General features: G+C 70.5%; 17 protein-coding genes. 6 read left to right on the top strand and 11 right to left on the bottom strand.

Features of this window, described 5'->3' with window-relative positions; translation table 11 throughout:
* Positions 1-88 precede the first annotated feature (88 nt).
* Together E3T19_RS07870 and E3T19_RS07865 are read left to right on the top strand one after the other, a co-directional pair.
* On the top strand, positions 89-667 hold the full coding sequence (locus tag E3T19_RS07870) for a GNAT family N-acetyltransferase (protein ID WP_088457487.1): 579 nt from the start codon (positions 89-91) through the stop codon (positions 665-667).
* A gap of 1 nt (position 668) precedes the next feature.
* Positions 669-1,376 (top strand): M50 family metallopeptidase, encoded by a 708-nt coding sequence (locus E3T19_RS07865; RefSeq protein WP_134408529.1) that lies wholly within the window; start codon positions 669-671, stop codon positions 1,374-1,376.
* A gap of 91 nt (positions 1,377-1,467) precedes the next feature.
* Here the strand turns inward: E3T19_RS07865 and E3T19_RS07860 are convergent, their stop codons facing one another.
* The 8 genes from E3T19_RS07860 to E3T19_RS07825 form a co-directional block, all read right to left on the bottom strand.
* Entirely contained in the window at positions 1,468-2,235 is a 768-nt protein-coding gene (locus E3T19_RS07860) for a VIT1/CCC1 transporter family protein (RefSeq protein WP_088457489.1), read from the bottom strand.
* Positions 2,236-2,361: 126 nt separating this feature from the next.
* Positions 2,362-2,745, bottom strand: coding sequence for a D-ribose pyranase (gene rbsD, locus E3T19_RS07855; protein WP_088457490.1), 384 nt, complete (start codon positions 2,743-2,745; stop codon positions 2,362-2,364).
* Positions 2,742-3,749: a ribokinase gene (locus tag E3T19_RS07850; protein ID WP_241980077.1), complete on the bottom strand. Its 1,008-nt coding sequence runs from the start codon at positions 3,747-3,749 to the stop codon at positions 2,742-2,744. Before E3T19_RS07850 ends, rbsD begins: the two co-directional genes overlap by 4 nt.
* A complete protein-coding gene (locus E3T19_RS07845) occupies positions 3,746-4,690 on the bottom strand; it encodes a substrate-binding domain-containing protein (RefSeq protein ID WP_088457491.1) in 945 nt (314 codons plus the stop codon). Before E3T19_RS07845 ends, E3T19_RS07850 begins: the two co-directional genes overlap by 4 nt.
* Positions 4,691-4,740: 50 nt before the next feature.
* Positions 4,741-5,712, bottom strand: a complete 972-nt coding sequence (locus E3T19_RS07840) for an ABC transporter permease (protein WP_088457492.1) — start codon at positions 5,710-5,712, stop codon at positions 4,741-4,743.
* A gap of 19 nt (positions 5,713-5,731) precedes the next feature.
* Positions 5,732-7,237: a sugar ABC transporter ATP-binding protein gene (locus tag E3T19_RS07835; RefSeq protein WP_134408528.1), complete on the bottom strand. Its 1,506-nt coding sequence runs from the start codon at positions 7,235-7,237 to the stop codon at positions 5,732-5,734.
* Positions 7,234-8,271 (bottom strand): LacI family DNA-binding transcriptional regulator, encoded by a 1,038-nt coding sequence (locus E3T19_RS07830; protein ID WP_088458152.1) that lies wholly within the window; start codon positions 8,269-8,271, stop codon positions 7,234-7,236. The genes E3T19_RS07835 and E3T19_RS07830 overlap by 4 nt, the downstream gene beginning before the upstream one ends.
* Positions 8,272-8,422: 151 nt before the next feature.
* Positions 8,423-9,259, bottom strand: a complete 837-nt coding sequence (locus E3T19_RS07825) for an SDR family NAD(P)-dependent oxidoreductase (protein ID WP_103479873.1) — start codon at positions 9,257-9,259, stop codon at positions 8,423-8,425.
* A 154-nt stretch (positions 9,260-9,413) separates the two neighbouring features.
* Here E3T19_RS07825 and E3T19_RS07820 point away from each other — a divergent pair, with 154 nt between their 5' ends.
* The 4 genes from E3T19_RS07820 to acs all read left to right on the top strand — a co-directional run bounded on the left by E3T19_RS07820 (position 9,414) and on the right by acs (position 14,824).
* Positions 9,414-10,382 (top strand): ABC transporter ATP-binding protein, encoded by a 969-nt coding sequence (locus tag E3T19_RS07820; RefSeq protein ID WP_103479874.1) that lies wholly within the window; start codon positions 9,414-9,416, stop codon positions 10,380-10,382.
* A gap of 85 nt (positions 10,383-10,467) precedes the next feature.
* Complete coding sequence (locus E3T19_RS07815; protein WP_103461232.1) at positions 10,468-11,517, top strand: aliphatic sulfonate ABC transporter substrate-binding protein; 1,050 nt, start codon at positions 10,468-10,470, stop codon at positions 11,515-11,517.
* Between the two features lie 97 nt (positions 11,518-11,614).
* Positions 11,615-12,421: an ABC transporter permease gene (locus E3T19_RS07810; RefSeq protein WP_088457497.1), complete on the top strand. Its 807-nt coding sequence runs from the start codon at positions 11,615-11,617 to the stop codon at positions 12,419-12,421.
* A gap of 219 nt (positions 12,422-12,640) precedes the next feature.
* Positions 12,641-14,824 carry an acetate--CoA ligase gene (gene acs, locus E3T19_RS07805; RefSeq protein WP_134408527.1) on the top strand — a complete coding sequence of 728 codons (2,184 nt, stop codon included), beginning with the start codon at positions 12,641-12,643 and terminating at the stop codon, positions 14,822-14,824.
* Positions 14,825-14,868: 44 nt separating this feature from the next.
* Here the strand turns inward: acs and E3T19_RS07800 are convergent, their stop codons facing one another.
* From E3T19_RS07800 to E3T19_RS07790, 3 genes are all read right to left on the bottom strand, one after another.
* Positions 14,869-15,579, bottom strand: a complete 711-nt coding sequence (locus E3T19_RS07800) for a triacylglycerol lipase (protein ID WP_103479876.1) — start codon at positions 15,577-15,579, stop codon at positions 14,869-14,871.
* Positions 15,576-16,346, bottom strand: a complete 771-nt coding sequence (locus tag E3T19_RS07795; protein ID WP_166788828.1) for an alpha/beta fold hydrolase — start codon at positions 16,344-16,346, stop codon at positions 15,576-15,578. The genes E3T19_RS07800 and E3T19_RS07795 overlap by 4 nt, the downstream gene beginning before the upstream one ends.
* Before the next feature lie 63 nt (positions 16,347-16,409).
* A complete protein-coding gene (locus tag E3T19_RS07790; RefSeq protein ID WP_103479877.1) occupies positions 16,410-17,462 on the bottom strand; it encodes a diacylglycerol kinase family protein in 1,053 nt (350 codons plus the stop codon).
* Between the last annotated feature and the right edge of the window lie 99 nt (positions 17,463-17,561).

Below are 17,561 nucleotides of genomic sequence, written 5' to 3'. Positions count from 1 at the left end.
GGTCCATCAGGCGCGAACCCTCGCCGACGATTCGGGCGCTGTCGGAACGATTGACCCGTTGGTCAGAGAACACGACTAGCCTCCATGGATGGCCGAAACACGAACACCCGCCGCGCCCCGCGCTGTGGAGCTCTACTGTCCCACCGCTGACGACTGGGCAGGCCTGCGCGATATCCGTCTCCGGTCCATCGCGAACTTCCCGTTGGGCTTCTTCGAATCATTCGCCGCCGTCCTCGCGCTCACCGAAACTGACTGGCGTCAGCGCGGCGCCCGGAACACCGAACCCACCAGCTTCCAGGTTGTCGCACGCACCCCCGGCGAACAGTGGGTCGGCACGATGGCCGCCTTTGTGTCCTCCGGTCCGCCGAGCTACCGGCCGGGCGAGCCGCCGATCGGCGGCCCGGTTCGCGCCAACCTGGTGGGCGTCTGGGTCGACCCCTCCTATCGCGGCCGCACCGGAGTGGCCACGCGACTGCTCGGCGCCGTCCGCACCTGGGTCGCCGACGAGCAGCACCTCGACCGGATCTACCTGCACGTTCACGAGAGCAATCACCGCGCCATCCGCTTCTACGAGAAGAACGGCGCCCGCCCCACCGGCGACTACATCACGGACCCGCACCGCACCTCGGAGCGGCACCTGGAAATGGTCCTGGCCGCGCAGGGCTGAGATGGACCTGCTCCTCGAATTCTGGACCCGCGTCTCGGCCACGAACGCTCCCCTGCCGGCTTTGACGGTGTGGGTGACCATCGCCGCGGCCGCCCTACTCGTGCTGGTGCCGCCGGCCTGGAAACTGACCCGGCACGGCATCACGATCGTGCACGAGGGCGGCCACGGGCTCGTCGCGGCTCTCGGCGGCCGCCGCCTGCAGGGCATCCGGCTGCACTCCGACACCTCCGGCCTCACCGTGAGCCGCGGCAAGCCGCGCGGTCCCGGCATGGTCTTCACCCTGCTCGCCGGGTACACGGCGCCGGCCCTGCTCGGGCTCGGGGCGGCGTGGATGCTCAGCCGCAGCCATGACATCGGCCTGCTCTGGGCGCTGCTTGCGGCGCTGGCGCTGCTGCTGGTGCAGATCCGCAACTGGTTCGGGCTGTGGTCGGTGGCGGTCACCGCGGCGGTGGTCTTCGCGGTCACCTGGTTCGGCTCGCCCACCGTGCAGAGCATCTTCGCCGTGCTGGTCACCGCGTTCCTGCAGCTCGGCGCCCTGCGCACCGTCGTCGAGCTGCAGGTCACCCGGTCGCGCCGCGGCGGCACCGCCTCGGACGCCGACCAGCTGGCCCGGCTCAGCCACCTGCCCGGCCTGTTCTGGGTGCTGGTGTTCTTCGCCGTGGCCGGCGCCTGCCTCGTCGGTGCGGCGAGACTGCTCGGCCTGGTCTAGCCGCAACGTCTCGACTTGCCGCAAAACGCCCCCTCAGACGCCCGGAGGGGGCACTGTGCGGCAACTCACGAACGGGCACTCCCGGCCGCCCCTAGAAGACGCTGGTGCCGAGCAGGGTGCCGACCAGCCAGGTGACGAAGAGTGCCGCGGCACCGCCGGTGACCACGCGCACGGTGGCGCGGGCGAGGCGACTGCCGCCGAGTCGGGCGCCGAGCGCGCCGGTGAGGGCCAGGGCCACCAGCACGGCGAGGAACGTCACCGGGACCCGGACGTTCTCCGGCGGTAGCAGTATCGCCAGCAACGGCAGGATCGCTCCGAGCGTGAAGGCCAGGGCCGAGGCGGCGGCGGCGTGCCAGGCGCTGGCCACATCCTCTTCGACGATGTTGAGTTCGAGCGAGAGGTGCGCCTTGAGGGCATCCTTCTCGGTGAGCTCGAGCGCCACCTGGCGGGCGGTGGCCGGGGCCAGCCCGCGCTCCTCGTAAAGGGTGGTGAGCACGTCGAGTTCGCCGGCCGGGTCGTCGCGCAGCTCGCGCTTCTGCTTCTCGATCATGGCGCGCTGGCTGTCACTCTGGCTGCTCACCGAGACGTATTCGCCCAGCGCCATCGAGATGGCCCCGCCGACGAGCCCTGCCGCGCCGGCCGCCACGATGGCCGGCGTGGAGGCGCCGGCACCGGCGACGCCGACCACGATCGCGGCCACGGACACGATGCCGTCGTTGGCGCCGAGCACGCCGGCGCGCAGCCAGTTGAGCCGGGTGGCCAGGCTGCCGCCCAGCGAAGCGCCCTCTGTTTGGGCGCGCGGTGCGGCATCCGGGGCGGCGTGAAAGGGCCTGAACAGCGGGGGCGAGAGGATGGCCATAGAGTCACCATAGGCACCCCCCGCCGACTCCGCCAGCCTGGAAAGCCTTGCCTAATCCCCCTGATCAGAGGATGGAAAGGCTAACCTAATCGGCGGCAATGCCCAGCTGTGGTCTGCGGCTGCCGCCTAGAACGGCACCCCGCACACGAGCGCGGCATTGGCGAACGCGGTGGCTTCCCCGGTGCGCACGAACACCCGCGCAGACGCCGAGAGCACCTTGAGGTCACCGTGTCCGATGTACTCGATGTCGGTGAAGCGCCCGCTCAGCCAGTCCCCGGCCTCCGTGCCCTGTGCCTCCGACGCGGCCACGCAACGCTCGACGACGAGTTCGCCCAGCAGCGCGTCGAGAACCTGCTCGAAGCGCGGCACGCCGTGCACCAGGGCAAGGTCGATCACCGGCACGCCGGCGGGTGCGGGCATGCCGCAGTCCGCGACGAGGACGATGTCACCGTGACCCAGGCGGCTGAGGGCCGCGTTCAGGTCGGCGTTCAGGATGCCGGCGCGTTTCACGGGTGTGCCTCGTTCTTCTCGGTGGCGGAGTCGACCGCCGAATCGGCGGCTGCATCGGGACGGACCTCGGGAAGGCTGTCGCCCTCGTGCGGATAGGACGGCTGCGTTCCCCGGGACTGCACTGCGAACGCCCCCACCCGCACGGCCAGCCGGGCCGCCTCGCGCAGGGTGTCGCCGGCGGCGAGCCGGGCGCTCACAGCGCCCACGAAGGCGTCGCCAGCGCCGGAGCTGTCGACCGCCTCCACGACGGGGGACGCCACCGTTTCGGTGCCCTCGGCGTCGGAGACGATCGCGCCGAGCGCACCGCGGGTGAGCACAACAGAGGCCACCCCCCACTCGCGCAGCCGGGCCACCGCCTCGGCGTCCGTCGCGGGTGGCGCTGTGCCGGGCGTGAGCTGCGCCAGGAGCAGCGCGGCCTCGTGTTCGTTCACGATCAGGGGGTCGGCGGCCGCGATCGTGGCGGGGTCGAGCTCGATCACCGGGGCCAGGTTGAGCACCAGGCGCCCGCGGGTCAGCCGGGCGGCGGCGGCGCTTCCTGCTGCGGGGATCTCGCCCTGCAGCACCACCACGGCGGCCCCGGCGATGAGGCCGGCGCTCTGGCCGACGACACCGGCATCCACCGCGGCGTTGGCCCCGGGGATGACGACGATGGTGTTCTCACCGTCGGCGGCCACCGTGATCAGGGCCAGGCCGGTGGGCCCGTCCACGGCCCGCACGCTGGACAGGTCGACCTGCGCGGATTCGAGGATGGCCGTGGCCGAGGAGGCCAGGGCGTCCAGGCCGACCGCGCCGACCATGCTCACCCGGGCGCCGAGCTGGGCCGCGGCGACGGCCTGGTTGGCGCCCTTACCGCCGGGCAGAACGGTGATCGAGGTGCCGATCAGAGTCTCGCCCGGCAGCGGATGACGCGCGACGGTGGTGACCTGGTCGGCGTTGATCGAGCCGACCACGACAACCCCGGTCAGGGTCGCCGCGGAGTCTGGGTGCGGGGTTGGCGGGGTCACTTGGAGAAGTCGCCCACGTTCGTCTTCGTGACGGCAACGACGTCGACGGGGACTGTCGCTTCGACATCCTCACCGTTGATGGCCTTGACGGCCAGTTCGATGGCGAGCTTGCCGAGTTCGGCGGGCTGCTGGGCGACGGTGGCGTAGAGCGAGCCGTCCGAGATGGCGGTCAGGCCATCCGCGGTGCCGTCGAAGCCCACAACGGACACCTCGGAGCCGGCGCGAGCGCCGAGAGCCTGGATGGCGCCGAGGGCCATCTCGTCGTTTTCGGCGAAGATGCCGGTGACACCGGGGTTGGCCTGCAGCAGGTTGGTGGTGACGTCGAGTGCGGAGGCCCGGTCGAAGTTCGCGGTCTGCTCGGCGACGACGGTGATGTCGGGGTAGGCGGCGATGCCCTCGTCGAAGCCGGCGCCGCGGTCGCGGCTGGCGGAGGTGCCCGATACGCCCTGCAGGGAGATGACGGTGCCCTTCTCCCCCATGGCTGCGGCGAGCTCGTCGGCAGCCTGCTTGCCGCCGGCGACGTTGTCACTGGCGACGAGGGAAGTCAGGTCGGCGTCGTTGACCGTGCGGTCGACGCCGATGACCGGGATGTCGGCGGCGATCAGCGCGTTCACCGAGGCGCTGGCGGCGTCGGAGTCGACCGGGTTGACGATGACGGCCTTGGTGCTTCCGGCGGTGGCCGTGGCCAGCTGGTTGGCCTGGGTGGCGGAGTCGTTCTGGGCGTCGACGATGTAGAGGTCGACGCCGGCCTCGTCGGCGGCGGCCTGGGCGCCGTCGCGCAGCTCGACGAAGAACGGGTTGTTCAGGGTGGAGATCGCGAGCACGATCTTCGGCCCGCTGGCCTCGTCGCCGCCGCCGCGGCCGCAGGCGGTGGTGCCGGCGAGGATCAGTGCTGCCGTGGCGGTGACGGCGGCGATACGGCGAAAGGAGGATGACTTCATTGTGTTTCCTTTGTTGTGGTGGGTCGGTGTGAGGTAAGTAGGGAAAAGGCTCAGCTGTTACGGGTCTTGCGGCGCAGCACGTCGGCGCCCACCGCGAGGGCGATGACCAGCCCGATGACCACCTGCTGCCAGAACGACGACACGTTGAGCAGGTTGAGTCCGTTGCGGATGACGACGAGCACCAGGGCGCCGATGAAGGTGCCGGAGATCTTGCCGAGCCCGCCGGAGAGCGACGCTCCGCCGATGACGACGGCGGCGATGGCATCAAGTTCGTAGCCGGCGGCGGCCTGCGGTTGGGCGGAGTCGAGCCGGCCGGCCAGGAGCAGTCCGGCCAGCGCGGCGAAGAGGCCGGCGAGGGCGAAGACCGTGACGATGATGCGCTTCACCGGCAGGCCGGAGAGCCGGGCGGCCTCGGCGTTGCCGCCGACGGCGTACATGGAGCGCCCGAGCACGGTGCGGTTGAGGATGAAGGAGGCCACCAGCGCGGCCAGGACCAGGATCACGATGGGCATCGGCACCGGGCCGATGTTGCCGCCGAGGAACGACACCTCAGGGGCGGTCTTGATCGGCCGGCCGTCGGAGATCACCAGGGTGAGGCCGCGGGCCACGCTGAGCATGGCCAGGGTGGCGATGAAGGAGGGCAGCTTGCCGTAGGCGTTCGCGGCGCCGTTGATGACGCCGGCGAGCAGGCCCACGACGAGGCCGCCGACGAGCGCCATCCAGCCGGGCAGGCCGGCGCTGACGAAGAACCAGCCGGAGGCCATGGCCGAGAGGGCCGCGACGGCGCCGACAGACAGGTCGATGCCGCCGGCGACGATGACGAAGGTCATGCCGAAGGCGAGCACCGCCACTGTCGACACCTGGATGCCGATGTTGAGCAGGTTCTGGCCGGTCAGGAAGTCCGGCGTGGCGATGACCAGGGCGATGCAGAGCACCACCAGGCCGACCAGGGCGCCGTTGTTGGCCAGGAAGGTCTTGTAGTCGAAGGAGCGTCGGGTGGGCGCGAGCGTGGTCGTGGACATGGTTTCAGTTCCTTCGGTTTCAGCGCTGCGCGGCGACGTCGCGGGCAGCAAGAGTCATGACGGTGTCTTGGGTGGCATCCGCTGCGCTGAGTTCGCCGGCCAGCCGGCCGTCGCGCATGACGAGGATGCGGTCGCTCATGCCCAGGATCTCGGGCAGTTCGCTGGAAACCATGACGATGGCTCCACCGGCTGCGGTGATCGAGTTCATCAGTTCGTAGATTTCGACCTTGGCGCCCACGTCCACACCGCGGGTCGGTTCGTCCAGCAGCAGCACCGTCGAGGCGGCGATGATCCACCGGCCGAAGACGGCCTTCTGCTGGTTGCCGCCGGAGAGTGAGCGGATCGGCTGGTCGATGGTGTGCATCCGGATGCGCAGCTTCTCGGCCACGGCCTCGGCGCGGCGGCGCTGGCCGGTGAAGTCGGCCAGGCCGAGCTTGGCGCTGGAGGCCAGGGTGGCGTAGCCGAGGTTGTCGTTGACCGAGGCGTCCAGCACCAGGCCCTGGCCCTTGCGGTCTTCGGGCACGTGGCCGATGCCGGCCCGGATGGCCGCCTGGATGTCACCCTTGGGCAGCTGCGCACCGCGTACGGCGACGGAGCCGGTGTCGTATTTGTCGGCGCCGGCGATGGCGCGGATCAGTTCGGTGCGGCCGGCCCCGACGAGCCCCGCGATGCCGAGCACCTCGCCGGCGCGCACGGTGAAGCTGATGTCGTCGAAGTGGCCGGCGCTGGTGAGGTTGGTCACCGTGAGCACCTCGGTGAGCGCGGGAGTCTCGTCGGCGCGGCGCGGGAACTGGTCCTCGATGCTGCGGCCGACCATGAGCTTGACCAGCTCGTCTTCGGGAGTGGAGGCGGGAACCTCGGCGATGAAGTGGCCGTCGCGGATGACGGTGACGGTGTCACCGACCTCGGCGATCTCGTCGAGGTGGTGGCTGATGAAGAGCATGCCGACGCCCCGCTGGCGGAGGTCGGCCATCACGGCGAACAGGGCCTGGGTCTCGTGCCGGGTGAGCGCGGCGGTGGGTTCGTCGAGGATCAGCAAACGTGCGTTGATGCTCAGGGCCTTGGCGATCTCCACCAGCTGCTGCCGGGCGATGCCGAGCTGACCGACCGGGGTGTCCACGTCGATCTCGAGGCCGATCAGCGCCAGTGCCGCGCGGGCCTGCCGGCGGAGTTCCTTGCGGTCGACCATGCCGAGCTTGGTGGGCATCCGGCCGAGCATCACGTTCTCGGCCACGCTCATGGTGGCCACGAGGTTGAGTTCCTGGTGGATGGTGGCGATGCCGTGTTCTTCGGCGGCGCGGGTGCTGGGAAGGCTGGTCACGGCGCCGTCGACGAGGATCTGGCCGCCGTCGGGCTGGTAGACGCCGGCGACCATTTTGATCAGGGTGGACTTGCCGGCGCCGTTCTCGCCGAGCAGCACCTGCACCTGGCCGGGGTAGACACTCACGGTCACGTCCTGGATGACGGTGACCTGGCCGAAGGTCTTTGTCACGTTCTGTAAGGTGATCAGGGGTTTCACGGTCATTGCTGGCTCCTTTGCTCAGGCTGTGTCGTGGGGCGGATGGGCGTGGCCGAGGAGGCCCGCACAATCAGTTCGCTGGGTAGCACCACCGACTCCGGGGTGTGCCCGGCGATCACCTGCAACAAAAGGTCAACGGCGATCCGGCCCATGTCTTCGACGCTGTGCGCGATGACGCTCAGCGCCGGGTTGAGCAGCGCGAACCACTCGATGTCGTCGAAGGCGACGAGGGCGATGTCGGTGCCGATTCGCAGACCGAGCCTGTGCAGGATGCTGATGGCGCCGACGGCCATCAGGCTGTCGGCGGCGAGCAGAGCGGTGGGCGGGTTGGTGAGGTCCATCAGGGTGTGCACGCCGGCCGAGCCGCTGGCGGCCTGGTAGTCGCCGAAGTAGACCAGCTCCGGGTCCTGGCTGAGGCCGGCCTCGGCGACGGCGCGGGTGAAGGACGCGAAGCGGTCCCGGCCGGTAGAGGTGGCCTGTGGGCCCGAGATGTAGCCGATCCGGGTGTGGCCCTGTTCAGCGAGGTGCCGCACGGCCTGGCGGATGCCGGTCTCGCTGTCGGTGGTGACGCTGGGCAGGTCGAGGCCGGGAACGGTACGGTCCACGAGCACCGTGGGAATCTCGCGCTCGATCAGGGCGCGCAGCCGGCCGCCGTCGTCGCCGACGGGGGCGACGATCACTCCGTCGACCCGACGGGAGATGAGGGTGTCGAGGTAGCGGTCCTGCTGGTCGTTACGCTCGTTGGCGTTGCCGAGCAGGGTGACGTAGCCGGCCGAGAGGGCGGCCTGTTCGGCGGCGTGCGCGAGGTCGGCGAAGAAGGGGTTGCGCACATCCGGTACCAGCAGGCCGAGGGAGTTGGACCGGGTGGACCGTAGGGCCTGGGCCTGGGCGTTGGGCTGGTAGTCCAACTCGGCGGCCGCGGCGGCGACGCGTTCGCGGGTGTCGGCCGAGGTGGCCGGGTTGCCCGACAGGACCCTGGAGGCCGTGCCCACCGAGACGCCAGCGAGGGCGGCGACGTCCTTGATCGTTACGGCTTCCACAGCCACTCCCTTGTGTGTGCGTGCTTGGTATTGCTGATGACTCCGGCGACCCGTGGAATCGTTTCCATGGAATCGTTTCCATCGTACGTCGCGGAACAAGACGTGTCAACCGGGCCGGCTGATCCGACCCGGGTGGACTGCGCAGATCCGGTCAGCGGCGCCCGACGAAGGTGTCCATCGAGCTGTACACGCCGAAGACCCGGCCGGCCACGACATCCCAGGCCGCCAGCGGCAGCACGCCGCGCAGTTTCTTGGAGAAGCCGACGGTCCACGGCATCAGCAGCTGGGGCGAGCCTGCGAGCATCGCCCGCCAGACCCGGTTGACCACGTACTCCGGGGTCATCACGGGGGTCAACAACGGGCCGCGGGCGCCGTCGAACATGCCCGTGGAGATGTAGCTGGGCGCGATGGTGCTCACCCGCACGTGGTCGAAGCCCTGCTGGGCGAGCTCGAGGCGCAGCGAATCGCTCCAGGTGATCACGGCGGCCTTGGAGGCCGCGTAGACGCTCATTCGCGGGTTGGAGAGCATCCCGGCGGCGGAGGCGATGTTGACGATGCGCGATTCGCGGTACGGGTTGCGCATCATGGCGGGCAGGAACTCCCGGGTGATGTACATCGGGGCCAGGGCGTTCACCTGCATCGTGGCGCGGGTGTCGTCGCCGTTGTCGTGCTCCCAGAAGAACGACCCGCGCACGATGCCGGCGTTGTTGATCACGATGTCGGGGTTGCCCACCTCGGTGCGCACCCGCTGGGCGGTCTGCGCGATCGCGCCGAGGTCGGCGATGTCGACGACGTATGGGGCGATCTGGGTGCTGCCGCCGGCACGTTCGGTGAGGATGGCGGCGGTCGCCGTGAGCGCGGCGGCGTCCCGGTCCCACAGGATCACGGCCCGTGCGCCCTCGGCGACGGCCCGCTCGGCGTAGAGGCGGCCCATGCCCACGGCGGCGCCGGTGATCAGCACGCGGGCTCCGGAAACGGTTCGAGTCATGGGTCAATCATCCCAACTCCTGGGCGTGAAGGCCGGCGTCCTCGCCCGCGCGCCCGACACCCGATTACTACGTTGCGTTGCAGAGGGGCGTGCGCCGGCCCGGCCGGCTGGATAGCGTCGAGAAAACGTCGACCTCCCAACCGATCGGACGCCCATGTCTGCCAGCACCGCCACGAGCACCGCCGCCCGCCGCGCCGCGGGGCTCGGCGGCGTGTCGGAGCGCGACCGGACCGTCCGGCCGGCGACCACCAAGGCGGCCCTCGCCGTGGAGTTCGCCGGGCTGGGGCGCACCTTCGCGCCGAGCAGCGGCACCGTGGCATCCGGTGCCGCCCGCCCGGTGCTGCGCGACGTGTCGCTCACCGTGCGTCCCGGCGAGGTCCTCGCGATCCTCGGCACCAGCGGCTGCGGCAAGTCCACCCTGCTGCGCATCGCGGGCGGGCTGGACTCCCCCAGCACCGGCTCGGTGCAGATCGACGGCACGCCAAGCACCGCCTTCGACACCCGCTGCGCGGTGGGGTTCCAGGAGCCGCGCCTGCTGCCCTGGCGCACGGTGGCGGCCAATGTGTCCCTCGGCCTGCCGCGCGGCACCGCACGCGAGGCCGGCCGCGCCCGCGTCGCCGAGCTGCTCGAACTCGTGGGCCTCACGGCCTTCGCCGGGCACCGGCCCGCCGCGATCTCCGGCGGCATGGCGCAGCGCGCGTCGCTGGCCCGCGCCCTGGCCCGCAACCCCGGCGTACTGCTGCTCGACGAACCCTTCGGCGCACTGGATGCCCTCACCCGGCTCAAGATGCAGGACCTCCTACTCGACGTGCACGCCGCCGCCCCCACCACGGTGCTGCTCGTCACCCACGATGTCGACGAGGCTCTGCAGCTGGCCGACCGGATCATCCTGCTCGGCCAGGAGCCGGCCTCGACGGGTGCCGCACAGGCCGTCGGCGGCGCCACGACACCCGGTGCCACGATCGTGCAGGAACTCACCGTGCCCGGCAACCGGCCCCGCGACCGCGGCTCGGCGGAACTCGCCGAGCTGCGCGGGCGCCTCCTCGCGGGCCTCGGCATCGACCGGCACGGCGAGGCCCGAGGTGTCGCCTCGAACACCGGCATCCCGCACTTCCCCTACTGACCAGCCCGACCCCCTCCACGTTCCACCGCACCACATCCACAGCATGGATGCCCGTTCCCCGCCCGCACCCAACGAGAGACTCGCCATGAAGAAACGCTTCACCGCCACCGCCCTGATCGCCTCCGCCGCGGCCGCCGCCCTGCTGCTCACCGGCTGCGTCGCCGGTGAGAACCAGCCCGCCGCCGAGGCAGCCGTCAGCACCGACGACGACGCCGGCATCGTCACCCAGGGCGGCGAGCTCAACATCGACTTCGCCACCTACAACCCGCTCAGCCTGGTGATCAAGGAGAAGGGTTGGCTCGAAGAGGCCCTCGCCGACCAGGAGATCACCGTCAACTGGGTGCAGTCCGCCGGTTCGAACAAGGCCAACGAGGCCCTCCGCGCCAACGCCATCGACGTGGGCTCCACGGCCGGCTCCGCCGCGCTGCTGCACCGCTCGAACGGCTCGCCCATCCAGGTCATCGACATCTACTCGCAGCCCGAATGGGCCGCCCTCGTCGTCCCGGACGGCTCCGAGATCACCTCCGTCGCAGACCTCAAGGGCAAGCAGATCGCCGCCACCCAGGGCACCGACCCGTACTTCTTCCTGCTGCAGGCGCTCGAAGAGGCCGGCCTCGGCCTGGACGACGTCACCGTGCAGAACCTGCAGCACGCCGACGGCTGGGCCGCCCTGCAGAACGGCTCGGTCGACGCCTGGGCCGGACTCGACCCGATCATGGCCGGTGCCGAAGCCGCCGGTGCGGAGCTCATCTACCGCAACGTCGACTTCAACAGCTACGGCTTCCTCAACGCCACCGAGGCCTTCATCACCGAGAAGCCGGATGTGGCCCAGACCGTCGTCGACGTCTACGAGCACGCCCGCGCCTGGGCGCTGGCGAACGAGGAGGAGACCGCACAGATCCTCGCCGACGTCGCCGGACTCGACCTCGCGGTCGCCACGAAGGTCATCACCGAACGCTCCAACCTCGACGTCGACAACGTCCCCGGCGACGCCCAGATCGACGTCCTCACCACGATCGGCCCGATCTTCGTCGAGACCGGCGACGTGCTCGAGCAGAGCCAGGTCGACGACGCCCTCGACAGCATCGTGAACGACACCTTCGCCACGAAGGCCGACCCGACGATCATCGAGTAGCCCGGTGGATGCCGCGCCGGCCGCACGCAGGCCGCCGCGGCATCCGCCTCACCGCCTCGGTTTCACCGCCACACCCATCCCGCACGAAAGGCCACCGATGACCGAGACCCTCGCCCCGGACACGGCGCCCGTCGTGCGCCGGCCGTTGACGTCGCGGCGGAGCGCACGCATCCTCGGCGGGCTGCTCCTGCCGGTGCTGATCCTGATCCTGTGGCAACTCAGCACCGCCCTCGGCCTGGTCACGGTGTCCCAACTGCCATCTCCGGCCATGGTCTGGATCGCCACCGTCGACCTCTTCGACCGCGGCGAACTCACCCTCTACGTGGCCATCTCCACCCAGCGAGTCCTCATCGGGTTCGCCATCGGCGCCGCGCTGGGCCTGGCCGCCGGGTCGCTGGTGGGGCTCTCCCGCGCCGCCGATGTGCTCTTCGCGCCCACCCTCGGCGCCATCCGGGCCGTGCCGTCGCTGGCCTGGGTGCCGCTGCTGATCATCTGGCTGAAGTACGGCGAGGAATCCAAGATCGTTCTCGTCGCCATCGGCGCCTTCTTCCCGGTCTACACCACGGTCGCGCAGGCACTGCGGCACGTGGACCGCCAGCTCGTTGAGGCCGGCCGCGCCTTCGGGTTACGCGGGGTGCGGCTGTTCACCGCCGTGCAGCTGCCCGCCGTGATCCCGTCGGTGATCTCCGGGCTGCGGCTCGCGCTGGCCCAGGCCTGGCTGTTCCTGGTGGCCGCCGAGTTGCTCGGCGCGTCGATGGGGCTGGGCTATCTGCTCTCCATCTCGGGCACGAACGGCCGCATCGACCGCATCCTGCTCGCCATCATCCTGCTCGCTCTGCTCGGCAAGCTCACCGACGCCATCCTGGGCGTGTTCGAAAAGTGGGCCATCACCAAGTGGGCCTGACCGGCGCCCGCGGCACGCGTCAGGCGCCGCGGCACGCGGCAGGCGCCGCGGCACGCGGTAGAGCCTGTGCCGCCGCGACGAAGACCTGCCGCGAGCGGCCACCCGCCCGGCCGCGCAGGTTACGCCGCATTGCGCCGCTGCCTGCAATGGATGCCCGCGCTGCGTAGCGTCGAAAGCGCCCGATAGTCCGCCATCAGAACCAGCCGCCGGAGTGTGCCCATGCCGAACCTCGACACCAGCACCAGCACCAGCACCAGCACCAGCACCAGCACCAGCACTCACGCCAACACGGACACCCACCCCCCGGCCACCCGCGCTGCCACCGCGGACTGGACCGACACCAGCGCCACCATCCGCAACCTCTCCACCGAGCACCGCCGCTACCCGGCGCCGGCCGCGTTCGCCGCGCGGGCCAATGTCGACGCCTCCTGGTACGAAAAAGCCGCAGCCGACCCGGTCGCCTTCTGGACCGAGCAGGCCAAGCGCCTGGACTGGGCCGAGCCCTGGCACACCGACCACACCTGGCAGCCGCCCGCCCCGGATGCCGACGGCGTCTTGAGCGTGCCGCGAGCGGAGTGGTTCGCCGGCGGAAAACTGAACGTGGCGGTGAACTGCGTCGACCGGCACGTGGCCGCCGGCCGCGGCGACAAGGTCGCGTTCCACTTCGAGGGCGAACCCGGCGACCGGCGCACCCTCACCTACGCCGACCTCGAAAGAGAGGTCGCCCGCGCCGCGAACGCGCTCACCGCCCTCGGCATCGAAAAGGGCGACAGGGTCGTCATCTACCTTCCGGTGATCCCCGAGACGATCATCATCACCCTCGCGGTCGCCCGCCTCGGCGCCATCCACTCCCTGGTGTTCGGCGGCTTTTCGGCCGAGGCACTGCGCTTCCGGGTGGAGGACACCGGCGCCAAGCTGCTCGTCACCACCGACGGCCAGTTCCGCCGCGGCCAGGCCGTGCCGGTGAAGGAAGCCGCCGACGAAGCCGTGTCGGGCACAAACCAGATCGAGCACGTGCTCGTGGTGCGCCGCACCGGCGACCTGACCCCGGACATCCCCTGGACGACCGGTCGCGACGTGTGGTGGCACGACACCGTCGACACGGCGTCCGCCACCCATGAGCCGGAGTTCTTCGACGCCGAGACGCCGCTGTTCATCATCTACACCTCGGGCACCACCGGCAAGCCGAAGGGCCTGGTGCACACCAGCGGCGGTTACCTCACCCACGCGTCCTGGAGCCACTGGGCCGTCTTCGACGCCAAGGACGACGACGTGCACTGGTGCACCGCCGACCTCGCCTGGGTCACCGCGCACAGCTACGTGCACTACGGCCCGCTCTCCAACGGCACCACCTCGGTGATCTACGAGGGCACCCCGAACACTCCGCACCCCAGCCGGCACTTCGAGATCATCCAGCGCTACGGCGTCACCACCTATTACACGGCGCCCACTCTGATCCGCACGTTCATGACCTGGTTCCCCACTGGATTGCCGAGCGAACACGATCTGTCCAGCATCCGTCTGCTCGGCTCGGTCGGCGAGGCGATCAACCCCGAGGCCTGGGTGTGGTTCCGGGAGAACATCGGCGCCGGCCACGCCCCGATCGTGGACACCTGGTGGCAGTCAGAGACCGGCGCCGCCGTGATGGCGCCGCTGCCCGGAGTGAGCACGCTCAAGCCAGGTTCGGCCCTGCGCGCCCTGCCGGGCCTGAGCGCCCTGGTGGTGGATGACGCGGGTCAGCCGGTTCCGCACGGCACCGGCGGCTATCTGGTGCTGGCCGGCACCTGGCCGGGCATGGCCCGCACGGTGTGGGGCAACCCGGAGCGCTACCGCGACTCCTACTGGGCACGGTTCGCCGAGCAGGGCTACTTCTTCTCCGGCGACGGCGCGAAGTACGACGATGACGGCGACATCTGGCTGCTCGGCCGGGTCGACGACGTGATCAACGTGTCCGGGCACCGGCTGTCCACCATCGAGATCGAGTCGGCACTGGTGTCGCACCCGGCGGTCGGCGAGTCCGGCGTGGTGGGCGTAGCCGATGCCACCACCGGCGAGGGCATCGCCGCGTTCGTGATTCCCGCGGTGGCCCCGGCAACGGATGACCCGGCCGCCTGGCTGGCGCTGGCGGCCGAGCTGGCCCCGCAGTTGCGGGCGCACATCACCCACGAGATCGGCGCGGTGGCCAAGCCCCGGGACGTGTTCCTGGTGCCCGACCTGCCCAAGACCCGCTCCGGCAAGATCATGCGCCGGCTGCTCGGCGACATCGTCGACGGCCGCCCGCTCGGCGACGTCACCTCGCTGCAGGACGACACCGTGCCCGGCCGCATCCAGTCGATCGTGGCCGCCGCCCGCGCCGAGCCATCACCCCGCGAAAGCGGTCGTGTGGCTGCCACCCCGCGCTGAGGCAGCACCACGGCCGCTCTCGCGGGCACCACCGCTCGCGCGGGTCAGGGGCGGGCGGCCGCCGCGAGCACCTGGCGAACGGTGTCGGGGTGGCTGAGGATGCGGAAGTGCCCGCCGGTGTCGATTCGCACGTTCTCGGCGCCCGTCAGGATGCTGCCATCCGGGATGTGCGGATCGAACCGCCCGAACACCGACACGATCCGGTCGTTCAGCCGGGCATCGGCGCCGAGGGCGGCGAGCTGCGGGTCGGTGCCGGCGAACGCGCGCAGGCTGGGAGTGGGCATGTACCTGGCGTATCGCGAGCCGGAGAACGGGGTGCTCACCGCCACCATCCGCTCGACACGATCGTCGGGGTCAAGCTGCGTCATCAGGTACTTGCCGATCAGGCCGCCCTTGCTGTGCGCCACGATGACCAGGCGGTTCAGCTCGCGATCACGCAGGTACTCGGCCACGATCTCGGCCGACGGCACCACCGGCCGCCGGTTGGTGTGCAGCGGCGTCACCACGTGCACCGGATGCCCGGCGTCATGCAGCGCCTGGATCAGCGGCCGCATGAAGTGCCAGCTCTCGTAGATCCCTGGGATGATCAGCACCGGCGCCGCCTCGCCCGAGGCGTAGTCGTCGGGGTGCGTGCGGGCGAGGGCACCACTCACCTGGGCGAGAACGGCGTACCGGTAGTCCAGCAGCCAGGAGCCGGCGTTCCGCAGGCCGACGCAGAGCAGGCCCCGCGCCGACCGACCAGGCTTGCGGGTCATGGCGTGACTGGCTCACCATCAGGAGCGGCCGTGCGGGCGTACTCCCGGATGCCGGCCGCCGTGTCGACCGCGGCGCTGAAGTGCACGAGGTGGCGGCCGGGCAGCTCGAGCAGCTTCCCGCGTGTAGCCTGCGCGGCGAGGTGCACGCCCCAGTCGTGGCGTGACACCGGGTCGTCCTCTCCCCGGATCACCAGGGTCGGCGCGTACACCTCCCGCAGCCGCAGGTCGGTGCGGTAGGCGAGCATCGGCCGCAGGGTGGCGAGGTACCAGCGCGGACCGCACAGAAGGTAGTCGCGCACCACGATCATGGTGCCGTTGACAGGTTCCTTCAGGGTGTCCCGGCCGAGGGCAAGAGCCTGGCGCAGCGCCGAAGATCGGGTGGGGTCGGTGACACCACCGATCAAGACGAGGTGGGCGACCACTGTCGGGTGGCGCACGGCCGTCTCGGTCACGAACTGGGCGCCCATCGAATGCCCGACCAGTACGACGGGCCGCCCGCTCAGCATCGGCAGCAACTCGCCGAGGTAGTCGGCGTACTGCTCGATCGACACCCCGTCCGCGGGCTTGGGCGAGCGGCCGAAGCCCGGCAGGTCCACCGAGTGCACCGCGCCCGTGGCGGCCAGCTCGGCGTGCATCCGGTCGAAGTAACGGTGCGACATGCCGATGCCGTGCACCAGGACGAACACCGGCGCATCCGGCGCATCCGGACCCGGTGTCGAGCGCACAGTGACGGATGCGCCGCTCTCCGGCAGCAGCAGCTCACGCACGCGACCGTCTCCGCTTGCTCGACGTGGTCGTCGTGGGGACCTGCGGGTCATCGGGAGCATCGGTCACTCCTGCGGAACGCGCACGCGCAGGCCGCCGGGCAGCACCCGCGCCTTGAACGCCGTGGCGGTGCCGAAACCGTCGCCGTCGAGTTCGATCTCCTCGGGGTGGCTGAGCTTCACGGTGATCTGGCGGCCCTTGACGTAGTTGAGGGCCTCGACCTCCTTGGTCATCATGCGCCGGCCGAGCGGCGTGCGGCGCAGCACGCCGTTCTCCCACAAGACCTTGACGACGATCTGCACCCAGTGTACGAAGCCCTCCGGGCGCAGCATCAGCATCTCGAACTGCCCGTCGTCGATGACGGCCTCCGGCAGCAGCAGCACGTTGGCGGTGAGGGTACCGGTGTTGCCCACGATCACGGTGTGCGCGCGCACCGACTTGGTGGGGCCGCCGTCGAGGCTGTAGCGCAGGCGCAACTGGTTGCGGTCACGCAGGGCCGTGATGATCGCGCCCACATAGGCGAGCCAGCCGATCTTGGCCTTGAGCTCGTCGTTGGTGCTGGCGAGCATCTTGGCGTCCAGGCCCAGGCCGGCCATCACGAGGAACGCGTGCTTGCTGACGCTGTCGTCCTCGTGCCGGATCTCGATCCGGGCGATGTCGACCTTGCGGTCCTTGCCGCTGAAGGCCGTGCCGATCGAGTGTTCGAGGTCGTCGAGCGTGAGGTTGAGGTTGCGGGCCAGGAGGTTACCGGTGCCGGACGGCAGCAGGGCCAACGCCGCGTCACTGCCGTGCACGACCTCGGCCACCGCACGCACGGTGCCGTCGCCGCCGGCGGCGATCACCATGGTGGCGCCGGCATCGATCGCGGCCTGGGCTGCGCCCTGCCCCGGGTCTTCCTTGGAGGTTTCGAACCAGAGGGTCTCCCCCCAGCCGGCCTTGGCCTCTTCGGCGGCGACGGCGCGTTTGATGTCGTCGAGGTTCACCTTGATGGGGTTGTAAACCACGGCGGCCAGTCCGGCTGCGCTCTCCCGGGCGGGCGCGGCATCCGCGGTCGCGGTCTTGTCGTCGATCGGGTCGTCGGTCGGAATGTCGGTCGGGATGTCGGACGGTGTCGACATGCGCGCTCTCCTCAGGCAGATGAGCGGATGATTCCGCTCGGGTGAATCCCGCGGCAGCCGGCAGGCTCAGCGTGCGGGTGCACCAACGCTACACGCCTC

Source organism: Cryobacterium sp. TMT4-31 (assembly GCF_004403385.1).
Taxonomy (GTDB): Bacteria; Actinomycetota; Actinomycetes; order Actinomycetales; family Microbacteriaceae; genus Cryobacterium; species Cryobacterium zongtaii.
The sequence above is the reverse complement of the archived record's forward strand: the minus strand, read 5'-3'. Positions and strand labels throughout refer to the sequence as shown.